Consider the following 14,837-nt stretch of genomic DNA (forward strand, 5'->3'; position numbering starts at 1 on the left):
TGCATCGCCAGCCGTTCAAGGCGATGCACTGAAGGCTGGGGGCGAAAGCCCCCGGCCTTTGGCCGTTTCAGGCGGGAACCGGGAATCGGGAAGGGAGAATCGGAACAGCCACGCTACGTGCGCTCCGCGATTCCCCTTTGTCCATTCCCCAGTCCCCGCTTCACCACCGAGTTGGTAGTTGGAAGTAGCGGGAGAAGGCGTGCTGGTGCCGGCAATACCAGCGACTTCCAACTGACAATTTATGTTCACTCAGGGCCGCGGACGCGTGGCCCGCATCAGCCAAGGTGATACCTCATGACGTCTTATTCGTTCACCGAAAAGAAGCGTATCCGCAAGGACTTCGGCAAGCAGCGCTCGATCCTTGAAGTGCCGTTCCTGCTCGCCATCCAGGTGGATTCCTACCGCGAGTTCCTGCAGGAGAACACCGACCCGAACAAGCGTTCGGACCACGGCCTGCACGCGGCCCTGAAATCGGTGTTCCCGATCTCCAGCTACAGCGGCAACGCGGCGCTGGAGTACGTCGGCTACAAGCTCGGCGAACCGGTGTTCGACGAGCGTGAATGCCGCCAGCGCGGCATGAGCTACGGCGCGCCGCTGCGCGTGACCGTGCGCCTGGTGATCTACGACCGCGAGTCCTCGACCAAGGCGATCAAGTACGTCAAGGAGCAGGAGGTCTACCTCGGCGAAATCCCGCTGATGACCGACAACGGCACCTTCATCGTCAACGGCACCGAGCGCGTCATCGTCTCGCAGCTGCACCGCTCGCCGGGCGTGTTCTTCGACCACGACCGCGGCAAGACCCACAGCTCGGGCAAGCTGCTGTACAGCGCCCGCATCATCCCGTACCGCGGCTCCTGGCTGGACTTCGAGTTCGACCCGAAGGACGCGCTGTTCACCCGTATCGACCGCCGCCGCAAGCTGCCGGTGTCGATCCTGCTGCGCGCGCTCGGCTACTCGAACGAGGAGATGCTGTCCGAGTTCTTCGAGATCAACACCTTCCACATCGACCCGAAGGAAGGCGTGCAGCTGGAGCTGGTGCCCGAGCGCCTGCGCGGCGAGACCCTGAACTTCGACCTGGCCGACGGCGACAAGGTCATCGTCGAAGCCGGCAAGCGCATCACCGCGCGCCACGTCAAGCAGCTCGAGGCCTCCGGCATCGCCGCGCTGGCCGTGCCCGACGAGTACCTGGTCGGCCGCATCCTGTCGCACGACGTGGTCGATGCCTCGACCGGCGAACTGCTGGCCAGCGCCAACGACGAAATCAGCGAAGATCAGCTGACCGCGTTCCGCAAGGCCGGCGTCGACGCCGTGGGCACGCTGTGGGTCAACGACCTGGATCGTGGCCCGTACCTGTCCAACACCCTGCGCATCGATCCGACCAAGACCCAGCTCGAGGCGCTGGTCGAGATCTACCGCATGATGCGTCCGGGCGAGCCGCCGACCAAGGACGCGGCGCAGAACCTGTTCCACAACCTGTTCTTCACCTTCGAGCGCTACGACCTGTCCACGGTCGGCCGCATGAAGTTCAACCGCCGTGTCGGCCGCAAGGAAGTCACCGGCGAGTCGGTGCTGTACGACAAGAAGTACTTCGGCGAGCGCAACGACGAGGAGTCCAAGCGCCTGGTCGCCGAGCACGCCGACAGCTCCGACATCCTGGACGTGATCAAGGTCCTGACCGAGATCCGCAACGGCCGCGGTGTGGTCGACGACATCGACCACCTGGGCAACCGTCGCGTGCGTTCGGTCGGCGAAATGGCCGAGAACGTGTTCCGCGTGGGCCTGGTCCGCGTCGAGCGCGCGGTCAAGGAGCGTCTGTCGATGGCCGAGTCCGAAGGCCTGACCCCGCAGGAACTGATCAACGCCAAGCCGGTGGCCGCCGCGATCAAGGAGTTCTTCGGCTCCTCGCAGCTGTCGCAGTTCATGGACCAGAACAACCCGCTGTCGGAAGTGACGCACAAGCGTCGCGTCTCCGCGCTGGGTCCGGGCGGTCTGACCCGCGAGCGCGCCGGCTTCGAAGTGCGCGACGTGCATCCGACCCACTACGGCCGCGTCTGCACCATCGAAACGCCGGAAGGCCCGAACATCGGCCTGATCAACTCGCTGGCGGTGTATGCCCGCACCAACCAGTACGGCTTCCTGGAGACGCCGTACCGTAAGGTCGTGGACGGCCAGATCACCGACGAAGTCGAGTACCTGTCGGCGATCGAAGAGAACGAGTACGTCATCGCCCAGGCCAACGCGCTGCACGACGCCAAGAGCCGCCTGACCGAGCAGTTCGTGCCGTGTCGCTACCAGGGCGAGTCGCTGCTGAAGCCGCCGGCGGAAGTGCACTTCATGGACGTGTCGCCGATGCAGACCGTGTCGATCGCGGCCGCGCTGGTGCCGTTCCTGGAGCACGACGACGCCAACCGCGCGCTGATGGGCGCGAACATGCAGCGCCAGGCCGTGCCGACGCTGCGTGCGCAGAAGCCGCTGGTCGGTACCGGCATCGAGCGCGCCGTGGCGCGCGACTCGGGCGTGACCGTGAACGCGCGCCGTGGCGGCGTGATCGAGCAGATCGACGCCGGCCGCATCGTGGTCAAGGTCAACGAGGCCGAGATCGGCGGCGGCACCGACGCCGGCGTCGACATCTACAACCTGATCAAGTACACCCGCTCCAACCAGAACACCTGCATCAACCAGCGTCCGCTGGTCAACGTGGGCGACGTGATCGCGCGCGGCGACGTGCTGGCCGACGGCCCCTCGACCGACATCGGCGAGCTGGCCCTGGGCCAGAACATGCTGATCGCGTTCATGCCGTGGAACGGCTACAACTTCGAAGACTCCATCCTGCTCTCCGAGCGCGTGGTGGAAGAGGATCGCTACACCACGATCCACATCGAAGAGCTGACCTGCGTGGCGCGCGACACCAAGCTGGGGCCGGAGGAAATCTCCGCCGACATCCCCAACGTGTCCGAGCAGGCGCTGAACCGTCTGGACGAGAGCGGCGTGGTGTACATCGGTGCGGAAGTGCGCGCCGGCGATATCATGGTCGGCAAGGTCACGCCGAAGGGCGAGAGCCAGCTGACCCCGGAAGAGAAACTGCTGCGCGCGATCTTCGGCGAGAAGGCCTCGGACGTGAAGGACAGCTCGCTGCGCGTGCCGCCGGGCATGGACGGCACCGTCATCGACGTGCAGGTGTTCACCCGCGACGGCATCGAGAAGGACAAGCGCGCCCGCCAGATCGAGGAAAACGAGATCAAGCGGGTCAAGAAGGACTTCGACGACCAGTTCCGCATCCTCGAGAGCGCGATCTATGCGCGTCTGCGTGGCCAGCTGATCGGCAAGGTCGCCAACGGCGGTCCGAACCTGAAGAAGGGCGACACCATCAGCGACGCCTACCTGGACGGTCTGAAGAAGTCCGACTGGTTCGCGCTGCGCATGAAGGACGAGGACGCCTCCGAGGCGATCGAGCGCGCGCAGAAGCAGATCCAGGCGCACGAGAAGGAGTTCGAGCGTCGCTTCGCCGACAAGCGCGGCAAGATCACCGCCGGCGACGACCTCGCCCCGGGCGTGCTGAAGATGGTCAAGGTGTTCCTGGCGGTGAAGCGCCGCATCCAGCCCGGCGACAAGATGGCCGGTCGCCACGGCAACAAGGGTGTCGTGTCGATGATCCAGCCGATCGAGGACATGCCGTACATGGCCAACGGCGAGACCGTGGACATCGTGCTGAACCCGCTGGGCGTGCCGTCGCGTATGAACATCGGTCAGGTGCTGGAAGTGCACCTGGGCTGGGCCGCCAAGGGCCTGGGTCGCAAGATCCAGAACATGCTCGAGGCCCAGGCCAAGGTCGCCGACCTGCGCAAGTTCCTGGCGCAGATCTACAACCACGACCAGAAGCTGGGCGAGGACCGCGTGGATCTGGACCAGTTCAGCGACGCGGAGCTGCTGGCGTTGTCGAAGAACCTGACCGACGGCGTGCCGATGGCCACCCCGGTGTTCGACGGTGCCACCGAGGCCGAGATCAAGCACATGCTCGAGCTCGCCGACCTGCCGATCAGCGGCCAGACCCAGCTGTACGACGGCCGCACCGGCGAGGCGTTCGATCGCCACACCACGGTCGGCTACATGCACATGCTGAAGCTGAACCACCTGGTCGACGACAAGATGCACGCGCGCTCCACCGGCCCGTACTCGCTGGTCACCCAGCAGCCGCTGGGCGGCAAGGCGCAGTTCGGCGGCCAGCGCTTCGGCGAAATGGAAGTCTGGGCGCTGGAAGCCTACGGCGCGGCCTACACCCTGCAGGAAATGCTGACGGTGAAGTCCGACGACGTGCAGGGCCGCAACCAGATGTACAAGAACATCGTCGACGGCGAGCACGAGATGGTCGCCGGCATGCCGGAGTCCTTCAACGTGCTGGTGAAGGAAATCCGCTCGCTGGCGATCAACATGGAACTGGAAGACTGAGGGCAGGGAATGAGGAGTCGGGACTAGGAAACCGCCCGGGCGTTTGCCCACAGGCCGCCGGCGTTTCCTGTCCCGCCTCTCCGCTTCCAACGATTCCCTATTCGCTATTCCCGATTCCCGGAGAAATCAAATGAAAGACCTGCTCAACCTCTTCAACCAGCAGCGCCAGACGCTGGACTTCGACGCGATCAAGATCGCGCTGGCCTCGCCGGACCTGATCCGTTCGTGGTCCTTCGGCGAAGTGAAGAAGCCGGAAACCATCAACTACCGGACCTTCAAGCCCGAGCGCGACGGCCTGTTCTGCGCCGCCATCTTCGGCCCGATCAAGGACTACGAGTGCCTGTGCGGCAAGTACAAGCGCATGAAGCACCGCGGCGTGGTCTGCGAGAAGTGCGGCACCGAAGTGACCCTGGCCAAGGTGCGCCGCGAGCGCATGGGCCACATCGACCTGGCCTCGCCGGTCGCGCACATCTGGTTCCTGAAGTCGCTGCCGTCGCGCATCGGCCTGATGCTGGACATGACCCTGCGCGACATCGAGCGCGTGCTGTACTTCGAAGCCTACGTGGTGACCGAGCCGGGCCTGACCGCCCTGGAGCGCCGCCAGCTGCTGACCGAAGAGCAGTACCTGACCGCGCGCCAGGAGCACGGCGACGACTTCGACGCCGCCATGGGCGCCGAGGCCGTGTACGAACTGCTGCGCACCATCGACCTGCAGTCGGAGATGACCCGCCTGCGCGAAGAGATCGCCAGCACCGGTTCGGAAACCAAGCTCAAGCGCTTGACCAAGCGCATCAAGCTGATCGAGGCCTTCATCGAGTCCGGCAACCGTCCGGAGTGGATGGTGATGACCGTGCTGCCGGTGCTGCCGCCGGATCTGCGTCCGCTGGTGCCGCTGGACGGCGGCCGCTTCGCGACCTCCGATCTGAACGACCTGTACCGCCGCGTCATCAACCGCAACAACCGCCTGCGCCGCCTGCTCGAGCTGAACGCGCCGGACATCATCGTGCGCAACGAAAAGCGCATGCTGCAGGAATCGGTCGATGCGCTGCTGGACAACGGCCGTCGCGGCCGTGCCATCACCGGCACCAACAAGCGCCCGCTGAAGTCGCTGGCCGACATGATCAAGGGCAAGCAGGGCCGGTTCCGCCAGAACTTGCTCGGCAAGCGCGTGGACTACTCCGGCCGTTCGGTGATCGTGGTCGGCCCGACCCTGCGCCTGCACGAGTGCGGCCTGCCGAAGAAGATGGCGCTGGAGCTGTTCAAGCCGTTCGTGTTCGCCAAGCTGCAGCGTCGCGGCCTGGCCACCACCATCAAGGCCGCCAAGAAGCTGGTCGAGCGCGAAGAAGCCGAGGTCTGGGACATCCTGGAAGAGGTGATCCGCGAGCACCCGGTGCTGCTGAACCGTGCGCCGACCCTGCACCGCCTGGGCATCCAGGCGTTCGAGCCGGTGCTGATCGAAGGCAAGGCGATCCAGCTGCACCCGCTGGTCTGCACCGCGTTCAACGCCGACTTCGACGGTGACCAGATGGCCGTGCACGTGCCGCTGTCGCTGGAAGCGCAGCTGGAAGCGCGCGCGCTGATGATGTCCACCAACAACATCCTGTCGCCGGCCAACGGCGAGCCGATCATCGTGCCGTCGCAGGACGTGGTGCTGGGCCTGTACTACATGAGCCGCGCGCTGGAGAACAAGAAAGGCGAGGGCATGGTGTTCGCCAACATCGCCGAAGTGAAGCGCGCCTACGACAACCGTGCGGTCGAACTGCACGCCAAGGTCAAGGTCCGCATCACCGAGACGGTGATCGACGAGGACGGCAACCGCAGCAAGAAGACCTCGATCGTGGACACCACGATCGGGCGCGCGCTGCTGGCCGAGATCCTGCCGGAAGGCCTGCCGTTCGCGCTGGCCAACACCGAGCTGACCAAGAAGAACATCAGCCGCCTGATCAACTCCAGCTACCGCCAGCTGGGTCTGAAGGACAGCGTCGTGTTCGCCGACAAGCTGATGTACACCGGCTTCGCCTACGCGACCCGCGCCGGCGTGTCGATCGGCATCGACGACATGCTGATCCCGTCGGAGAAGAAGGGCATCCTCGGCGAAGCCGAGCAGGAAGTGCTGGAAATCCAGGAGCAGTACCAGTCCGGCCTGGTCACCGCCGGCGAGCGCTACAACAAGGTCGTGGACATCTGGTCGCGCACCAACGAGCGCATCGCCAAGGCGATGATGGACACCATCGGCACCGAGAAGGTGGTCAACGCCAAGGGCGAGACCATCGACCAGAAGTCGATGAACTCGCTGTACATCATGGCCGACTCCGGCGCGCGTGGTTCGCAGGCGCAGATCCGTCAGCTGGCCGGCATGCGCGGCCTGATGGCCCGCCCGGACGGCTCGATCATCGAGACGCCGATCAAGGCGAACTTCCGCGAAGGCCTGAACGTGCAGGAGTACTTCAACTCCACCCACGGTGCCCGTAAGGGTCTGGCCGATACCGCGCTGAAGACCGCCAACTCCGGTTACCTGACCCGTCGCCTGGTCGACGTGGCGCAGGACGTGGTGATCACCGAGCCGGATTGCGGCACCACCGACGGCCTGACCATGACCCCGATCGTGGAAGGCGGCGACGTGGTCGAGCCCTTGCGCGACCGCGTGCTCGGCCGCGTGGTGGCCGAGGACGTGTTCCTGCCGGGCAACGACGAGGATCCGATCGTCACCCGCAACACCCTGCTCGACGAGCAGTGGGTGGCCAAGCTGGAAGAGGCCGGCGTGCAGTCGGTCAAGGTCCGCTCGACCATCACCTGCGAATCGGCGTTCGGCGTGTGCGCGCGCTGCTACGGCCGCGACCTGGCCCGTGGCCACCTGGTCAACATCGGTGAAGCGGTGGGCGTCATCGCTGCGCAGTCGATCGGCGAGCCGGGTACCCAGCTGACCATGCGTACCTTCCACATCGGCGGCGCGGCCTCGCGTGCGGCGGCGGTGGACAACATCACGGTCAAGACCACCGGTTCGATCAAGTTCAACAACCTCAAGTCGGTCGAGCACGCCAACGGCTCGCTGGTGGCGGTGTCGCGTTCGGGCGAACTGTCGGTGCTCGACGGCCACGGCCGCGAGCGCGAGCGCTACAAGCTGCCGTACGGCGCCACCATCACCGCCAAGGACGGTGACGCGGTCAAGGCCGGCCAGTCGGTGGCGAACTGGGATCCGCACAACCACCCGATCGTGTCGGAAGTGGCCGGTTTCATCCGCTTCATCGACTTCATCGACGGCGTCACCGTCATCGAGAAGACCGACGAACTGACCGGCCTGGCCTCGCGCGAGATCACCGATCCGAAGCGTCGCGGCACCCAGGCCAAGGACCTGCGCCCGATCGTGCGCATCGTCGACGCCAAGGGCAACGATCTGACCATCCCGGGCACCGATCTGCCGGCGCAGTACCTGCTGCCGCCGCGCTCGATCGTCAACCTGCAGGACGGCGCGCCGGTCGGCGTGGGCGACGTGGTCGCCAAGATCCCGCAGGAAGCGTCCAAGACCCGCGACATCACCGGTGGTCTGCCGCGCGTGGCCGACCTGTTCGAAGCGCGCAAGCCGAAGGATCCGGCGATCCTGGCCGAGCGTTCGGGCATCATCAGCTTCGGCAAGGACACCAAGGGCAAGCAGCGCCTGATCATCAAGGACACCGACGGGTCGGAGCACGAAGAGCTGATCCCGAAGTACCGCCAGATCATCGTGTTCGAAGGCGAGCACGTGGCCAAGGGCGAAACCGTGGTGGACGGCGAGCCGAGCCCGCAGGACATCCTGCGTCTGCTGGGCGTCGAGCCGCTGGCCGCGTACCTGGTCAAGGAAATCCAGGACGTGTACCGCCTGCAGGGCGTGAAGATCAACGACAAGCACATCGAGGTCATCACCCGGCAGATGCTGCGCAAGGTCGAGATCACCGACCAGGGCAACAGCAAGTTCCTCAACGGCGAGCAGGCCGAGCGCCAGCGCGTCATCGAGGAGAATGCCCGCCTGGTGACCCGCAACGAACTGCCGGCCAAGTACGAGCCGGTGCTGCTGGGCATCACCAAGGCCTCGCTGGCGACCGAGTCGTTCATCTCGGCCGCGTCGTTCCAGGAGACCACCCGCGTCCTCACCGAGGCGGCGGTCCGCGGCACCAGCGACACGCTGCGCGGCCTGAAGGAAAACGTGATCGTGGGTCGCCTGATCCCGGCCGGTACCGGCCTGGCGTACCACAACACGCGCCGCCGCAACGCCAGCGGCCTGACCGAGTCGGAGATGCAGACCCTGTCCGGCGGCAGCGCCGAGCCGGCGGTCGAGACCTCCGCCCCGGCGGCTGCCGGCAGCGAAGAGTAAGCAGCACGCCGGACCGGTCCCGCCCGCGGGGCCGGTCTACCACGCGAAAGGGGGCGCAGCGGAAGCGCCCCGTATTCCGGCCCCGGATGGGCCAGCAAGTAAAAATTCCGTTGTGTTGACGGCGCTTTGACTTGCCCGCTATACTTTCCTGTCTCGGCAGGCCGTCCTTCGGCCTGCCTTCGTTTTCACGCATCCAGGCCCGACGGCCTCAATCAGAAGAATCCACTGATGGCGACGATCAACCAGCTGGTCCGCAAGCCGCGGCAGGCGACCACCTACAAGAGCGCCTCTCCGGCGCTGGACAAGTGCCCGCAGCGCCGTGGCGTCTGCACGCGCGTGTACACCACCACCCCGAAGAAGCCGAACTCGGCCCTGCGCAAGGTCGCCAAGGTGCGCCTGACCAACCAGGAAGAGGTCATCAGCTACATCGGCGGCGAAGGCCACAACCTGCAGGAGCACTCCGTGGTCCTGATCCGCGGCGGCCGCGTCAAGGATCTGCCGGGCGTGCGCTACCACACCGTGCGCGGTTCGCTCGACGCCGCCGGCGTCGCCAAGCGTCGCCAGGGTCGTTCCAAGTACGGCGCCAAGCGCCCGAAGAGCTAAGGGAAAGTACACATGTCTCGTAAAGGTAATACGCCGCAGCGCGCCGTTCTCCCGGACCCCAAGCACGGGAGCGAAACCATCGCCCGCTTCATCAACATGGTGATGCTGAGCGGCAAGAAGTCGGTCGCCGAAAAGATCGTGTACGGCGCGATGGACGTGATCGGCGAGAAGAACCCCAACGCCATCGAGCTGGTGCAGAAGGCGCTGGACAACGTCGCTCCGGCGGTCGAAGTCAAGTCCCGCCGCGTCGGCGGTGCCACCTACCAGGTGCCGGTCGAGGTGCGTTCCTCCCGTCGCATGGCGCTGGCGATGCGCTGGCTGATCGACTCGGCGCGCAAGCGCGGCGAGAACTCGATGCCGCGCAAGCTCGCGGCCGAGCTGGTCGATGCTTCGGAAAACCGTGGCGGCGCCATCAAGAAGCGCGAAGAGACTCACCGCATGGCGGAAGCGAACAAGGCGTTCGCGCACTACCGCTGGTGACCTTCCGGGCCTTGGAAACGGGGCCCGCTGGCACCATCTGAGTGCCGCTAGCCGCGCCGTTGCGCGTGGCACAAATCCGAAGGCCGCCGCAAGGCGGCGTTCGGCCATCCGAAATCCAAGAAATTTGAGAGGCTCCCTGTGGCCCGTACCACTCCCATCGAGCGTTACCGCAACTTCGGCATCATGGCTCACATCGATGCCGGCAAGACCACCACCTCCGAACGCATCCTGTTCTACACCGGCGTCAGCCACAAGATCGGCGAGGTGCATGACGGTGCCGCGACGATGGACTGGATGGAGCAGGAGCAGGAGCGTGGCATCACGATCACCTCCGCGGCCACCACCGCGTTCTGGACCGGCATGGACAAGTCCATGCCGCAGCACCGTTTCAACATCATCGACACCCCCGGGCACGTGGACTTCACCATCGAAGTCGAGCGCTCGCTGCGCGTGCTCGACGGCGCGGTGTTCGTGCTGTGCGCGGTCGGCGGCGTGCAGCCGCAGTCCGAGACCGTGTGGCGTCAGGCCAACAAGTACGCGGTGCCGCGTCTGGCGTTCGTCAACAAGATGGACCGCACCGGCGCCAACTTCGACAAGGTCGTCGAGCAGCTGAAGGCCCGCCTGGGCGCCTACCCGGTGCCGATGCAGGTGCCGATCGGCGCCGAAGACGGCTTCGAGGGCGTGGTCGACCTGGTCAAGATGAAGGCGATCCACTGGGATACCGCCTCGCAGGGCACCGTGTTCGAATACCGCGACATCCCCGCGCACCTGGTCGACAAGGCCACCGACGCGCGCGCGTTCATGGTCGAGGCCGCGGCCGAAGCCAACGAAGACCTGATGGACAAGTACCTCAACGAGGGCGACCTGTCCGAGGCCGAGATCCTGGGCGGTCTGCGCGAGCGCACCCTGAAGGTGGAAGTGGTGCCGGTGTACTGCGGTACCGCGTTCAAGAACAAGGGCGTGCAGGCCATGCTCGACGGCGTGATCCAGCTGCTGCCGTCGCCCAGCGACCGTCCGCCGGTCAAGGGCATCGACGAGGACGAGAAGGAAGACAGCCGTCCGGCCACCGACAACGCCCCGTTCTCGGCGCTGGCGTTCAAGATCATGACCGACCCGTTCGTCGGCTCGCTGACCTTCTTCCGCGTCTACTCGGGCACGCTGAACTCCGGCGACCAGGTGTACAACCCGGTCAAGTCGAAGAAGGAGCGCGTGGGTCGCATCCTGCAGATGCACTCCAACAACCGCGAAGAGATCAAGGAAGTGCGCGCGGGCGACATCGCCGCGGCGGTGGGCCTGAAGGACGTCACCACCGGCGACACGCTGTGCGCGCAGGACCACATCATCACCCTGGAGCGCATGGTGTTCCCGGAGCCGGTGATCTCGATGGCGGTCGAGCCGAAGACCAAGTCGGACCAGGAAAAGATGGGCATCGCGCTGAGCCGTCTGGCGCAGGAAGATCCCTCGTTCCGCGTCAACACCGACGAAGAGTCCGGCCAGACCATCATCCGCGGCATGGGCGAGCTGCACCTGGAAATCATCGTCGACCGCATGAAGCGCGAGTTCAACGTCGAAGCCAACGTCGGCAAGCCGCAGGTGGCCTACCGCGAGACCATCCGCAAGGCGGTCAAGCAGGAAGGCAAGTTCGTGCGTCAGTCCGGCGGTAAGGGCCAGTACGGTCACGTCGTGCTCGAGATCGAGCCGCAGGAACGCGGCCAGGGCTACACCTTCGAGAACGCGATCGTCGGCGGCGTGGTGCCGAAGGAATACATCCCGGCGGTGGACAAGGGCATCCAGGAAGCGGTGGCCAACGGCGTGATGGCCGGCTATCCGATCGTGGACGTCAAGGTGCGCCTGATCGACGGTTCGTACCACGACGTCGACTCGTCGGAAATGGCGTTCAAGATCGCCGGCTCGATGGGCTTCAAGGAAGGCTTCAACAAGGCCAACCCGGTGCTGCTGGAGCCGATCATGAAGGTCGAGATCGTCACCCCGGAGGATTACCTGGGCGACGTGATGGGCGACGTGAGCCGTCGTCGCGGCATCCTGCAGGGTCAGGACGACAGCCCGTCGGGCAAGGTGATCAACGCGATGGTGCCGCTGGGCGAAATGTTCGGCTACGCCACCACGCTGCGCTCGATGTCGCAGGGTCGCGCCACCTTCTCGATGGAGTTCGACCACTACGCCGAAGCGCCGGCCAACATCGCCGACTCGGTCATCAAGAAGAACTGAGATTAGAGCGACGGGATGCGTGCCGCGGACTTGATCCGCGCCGCATCCCGCTCGCTCGTCCCCCAATACGAATCACGAGGTAGAGAAGACATGGCAAAGGGTAAGTTCGAGCGCACCAAGCCGCACGTCAACGTCGGCACCATCGGTCACGTCGACCACGGCAAGACCACGCTGACCGCGGCGCTGACCAAGATCGGCGCAGAGCGCTTCGGCGGCGAGTTCAAGGCGTACGACGCGATCGACGCGGCGCCGGAAGAGAAGGCGCGCGGCATCACGATCTCGACCGCCCACGTGGAATACGAATCCCCGACGCGCCACTACGCGCACGTGGATTGCCCGGGTCACGCGGACTACGTCAAGAACATGATCACCGGTGCGGCGCAGATGGACGGCGCGATCCTGGTGTGCTCGGCCGCTGACGGCCCGATGCCGCAGACCCGCGAGCACATCCTGCTGTCGCGCCAGGTCGGCGTGCCGCACATCGTGGTGTTCCTGAACAAGGCCGACATGGTCGACGACGCCGAGCTGCTCGAGCTGGTCGAGATGGAAGTGCGCGAGCTGCTGAGCAAGTACGACTTCCCGGGCGACGACACCCCGATCATCCACGGTTCGGCCCGTCTGGCGCTGGAAGGCGACCAGAGCGAGATCGGCGTGCCGGCGATCCTGAAGCTGGTGGACGCGCTGGATTCGTTCATCCCGGAGCCGCAGCGCGACGTGGACAAGCCGTTCCTGATGCCGGTGGAAGACGTGTTCTCGATCTCGGGCCGCGGCACCGTGGTGACCGGCCGTATCGAGCGCGGCATCATCAAGGTGGGCGACGAAATCGAAATCGTCGGCATCCGTGCGACGCAGAAGACCACCGTGACCGGCGTGGAAATGTTCCGCAAGCTGCTGGACCAGGGTCAGGCGGGCGACAACGCGGGCCTGCTGCTGCGCGGCACCAAGCGTGACGATGTGGAGCGCGGCCAGGTGCTGTGCAAGCCGGGTTCGATCAAGCCGCACACCGAGTTCGAAGCCGAGGTGTACGTGCTGTCGAAGGACGAGGGCGGCCGTCACACCCCGTTCTTCAAGGGTTACCGTCCGCAGTTCTACTTCCGCACCACCGACATCACCGGTGCGGTGCAGCTGCCGGAAGGCGTGGAGATGGTGATGCCGGGCGACAACGTCAAGATGGTGGTGACGCTGATCAACCCGGTGGCGATGGACGAGGGCCTGCGCTTCGCGATCCGCGAAGGCGGCCGTACCGTCGGCGCCGGCGTGGTGGCCAAGATCATCAAGTAATGCCCTCCGGCGGCGCAGGCCGCCGGCTGGAATCGCCAGCGACATCGGTCGCCGGCATCGCGAAGGGTCGGCGCAAGCCGGCTCTTCGTCGTTTCCGGGCAGGCGAATGTTCTGGAGATTTGTTGTTGCGAGGTGTTGCGGAGGCGTGAAGTCGTCGCTATAATGCGCGGCTCGGCGTTCCTGGGTAGGGCGCCGGTAAGACAGCGAAAAGAGAGGCAGGACGCCGCTCGTGTTCGCAGGACCGGGAAGGTCGCGTCGCATGGAGCACTCAACAGCCCCGGGTTGTTGACGTTGCTCTAGCTGCGCATTATACTTTTCCGTCTGGGCAGGCCGGGTCGACTGGTCTGCCCCAGTTTTTGGGGCGGAGGAATGCCCCCGCCGAGCCGGATGCTCTGCGGTACGACATCAGGAAACAACCGGGGCAGGTATCCCAGAGGCCTTGCCCGTCGCTCTTTTAACGAAGGAACCCACCGTCATGGCGGACCAAAAGATCCGGATTCGGCTGAAGGCGTTCGATCATCGTTTGATCGACCGTTCGGCCAGCGAGATCGTCGAGACGGCCAAGCGGACCGGCGCGCAAGTGCGTGGCCCGATCCCGCTGCCGACCAAGATCGAACGCTACACCATCCTCGTTTCCCCGCACGTCGACAAGGACGCGCGTGACCAGTACGAGACCCGCACGCACAAGCGCGTGCTCGACATCGTCGACCCCAACGACAAGACCGTGGACGCGCTGATGAAGCTCGAACTCGCGGCTGGCGTCGATGTCCAGATCAAGTTGACCTGAGGACTACGACCATGACGAAGAAGTATTCGTTGGGCTTCGTGGGCCGCAAGGCCGGCATGAGCCGCGTCTTCACCGAAGACGGCCGCTCCATCCCGGTCACCCTGATCGAAGCGACCCCGAACCGCATCACCCAGCTCAAGACCGTCGAAGCCGACGGCTACAGCGCCGTGCAGATCACCGTGGGCGCCCGTCGCGCCGCGCTGGTCAACAAGCCGGCGTCCGGCCATTTCGCCAAGGCGAAGGTCGAAGCGGGTCGCGGCCTGTGGGAGTTCCGCGTCGAGGACGCGCAGCTGGGCGAGTTCGCCGTCGGCGGCGAAATCAAGGCGGACATCTTCGCTGTCGGCCAGAAGGTCGACGTCCAGGGCGTCACCAAGGGCAAGGGCTTCCAGGGCACCATCAAGCGGCACAACTTCCGCATGGGCGATGCCACTCACGGTAACTCGCTGTCGCATCGCGCGCCGGGTTCGCTGGGTCAGCGCCAGACCCCGGGTCGCGTTTTCCCGGGCAAGAAGATGTCCGGCCACATGGGCGCGGTGCAGCAGAGCACGCAGAATCTGGAAGTGGTCAAGGTCGACGTCGAGCGTGGCCTGATCGCCATTCGCGGCGCTGTGCCTGGCGCTGCCGGTGGCGACGTGATCGTGCGTCCGGCTAGCAAGGCATAAG

At 65.4% G+C, this 14,837-nt stretch carries 8 protein-coding genes; all 8 read left to right on the forward strand.

Translation table 11 applies throughout. The features are described from left to right. Positions 1-294 precede the first annotated feature (294 nt). The 8 genes from rpoB to rplC all read left to right on the forward strand — a co-directional run bounded on the left by rpoB (position 295) and on the right by rplC (position 14,836). Positions 295-4,446, forward strand: a complete 4,152-nt coding sequence (gene rpoB, locus SLW52_RS02170; RefSeq protein WP_017908393.1) for a DNA-directed RNA polymerase subunit beta — start codon at positions 295-297, stop codon at positions 4,444-4,446. A gap of 130 nt (positions 4,447-4,576) precedes the next feature. Continuing rightward, positions 4,577-8,794, forward strand: a complete 4,218-nt coding sequence (gene rpoC, locus SLW52_RS02175) for a DNA-directed RNA polymerase subunit beta' (RefSeq protein ID WP_267100714.1) — start codon at positions 4,577-4,579, stop codon at positions 8,792-8,794. Between the two features lie 228 nt (positions 8,795-9,022). Then, positions 9,023-9,397 carry a 30S ribosomal protein S12 gene (rpsL, locus tag SLW52_RS02180; protein WP_003469157.1) on the forward strand — a complete coding sequence of 125 codons (375 nt, stop codon included), beginning with the start codon at positions 9,023-9,025 and terminating at the stop codon, positions 9,395-9,397. A 12-nt stretch (positions 9,398-9,409) separates the two neighbouring features. Then, a complete protein-coding gene (rpsG, locus tag SLW52_RS02185) occupies positions 9,410-9,877 on the forward strand; it encodes a 30S ribosomal protein S7 (protein WP_010341334.1) in 468 nt (155 codons plus the stop codon). Positions 9,878-10,015: 138 nt separating this feature from the next. Then, on the forward strand, positions 10,016-12,106 hold the full coding sequence (gene fusA, locus SLW52_RS02190; RefSeq protein ID WP_184502856.1) for an elongation factor G: 2,091 nt from the start codon (positions 10,016-10,018) through the stop codon (positions 12,104-12,106). Between the two features lie 90 nt (positions 12,107-12,196). Beyond that, on the forward strand, positions 12,197-13,387 hold the full coding sequence (tuf, locus tag SLW52_RS02195) for an elongation factor Tu (protein WP_043093035.1): 1,191 nt from the start codon (positions 12,197-12,199) through the stop codon (positions 13,385-13,387). Between the two features lie 475 nt (positions 13,388-13,862). Then, a complete protein-coding gene (gene rpsJ / locus SLW52_RS02200; protein ID WP_010341589.1) occupies positions 13,863-14,174 on the forward strand; it encodes a 30S ribosomal protein S10 in 312 nt (103 codons plus the stop codon). An 11-nt stretch (positions 14,175-14,185) separates the two neighbouring features. Next, entirely contained in the window at positions 14,186-14,836 is a 651-nt protein-coding gene (gene rplC / locus SLW52_RS02205) for a 50S ribosomal protein L3 (protein ID WP_010341590.1), read from the forward strand. The last annotated feature ends 1 nt before the right edge of the window (position 14,837 follow it).

This window comes from Xanthomonas sp. LF02-5 (assembly GCF_034105325.1).
Taxonomy (GTDB): Bacteria; Pseudomonadota; Gammaproteobacteria; order Xanthomonadales; family Xanthomonadaceae; genus Xanthomonas_A; species Xanthomonas_A sontii.

What these genes read in the sequence shown, in the direction of transcription:
- rpsJ (WP_010341589.1), top strand. Translation starts at nt 13,863, where the DNA reads ATGGCGGACCAAAAGATCCGGATTCGGCTGAAGGCGTTCGATCATCGT.
- rpoB (WP_017908393.1), top strand. Translation starts at nt 295, where the DNA reads ATGACGTCTTATTCGTTCACCGAAAAGAAGCGTATCCGCAAGGACTTC.
- rpoC (WP_267100714.1), top strand. Translation starts at nt 4,577, where the DNA reads ATGAAAGACCTGCTCAACCTCTTCAACCAGCAGCGCCAGACGCTGGAC.
- rpsG (WP_010341334.1), top strand. Translation starts at nt 9,410, where the DNA reads ATGTCTCGTAAAGGTAATACGCCGCAGCGCGCCGTTCTCCCGGACCCC.
- tuf (WP_043093035.1), top strand. Translation starts at nt 12,197, where the DNA reads ATGGCAAAGGGTAAGTTCGAGCGCACCAAGCCGCACGTCAACGTCGGC.
- rpsL (WP_003469157.1), top strand. Translation starts at nt 9,023, where the DNA reads ATGGCGACGATCAACCAGCTGGTCCGCAAGCCGCGGCAGGCGACCACC.
- rplC (WP_010341590.1), top strand. Translation starts at nt 14,186, where the DNA reads ATGACGAAGAAGTATTCGTTGGGCTTCGTGGGCCGCAAGGCCGGCATG.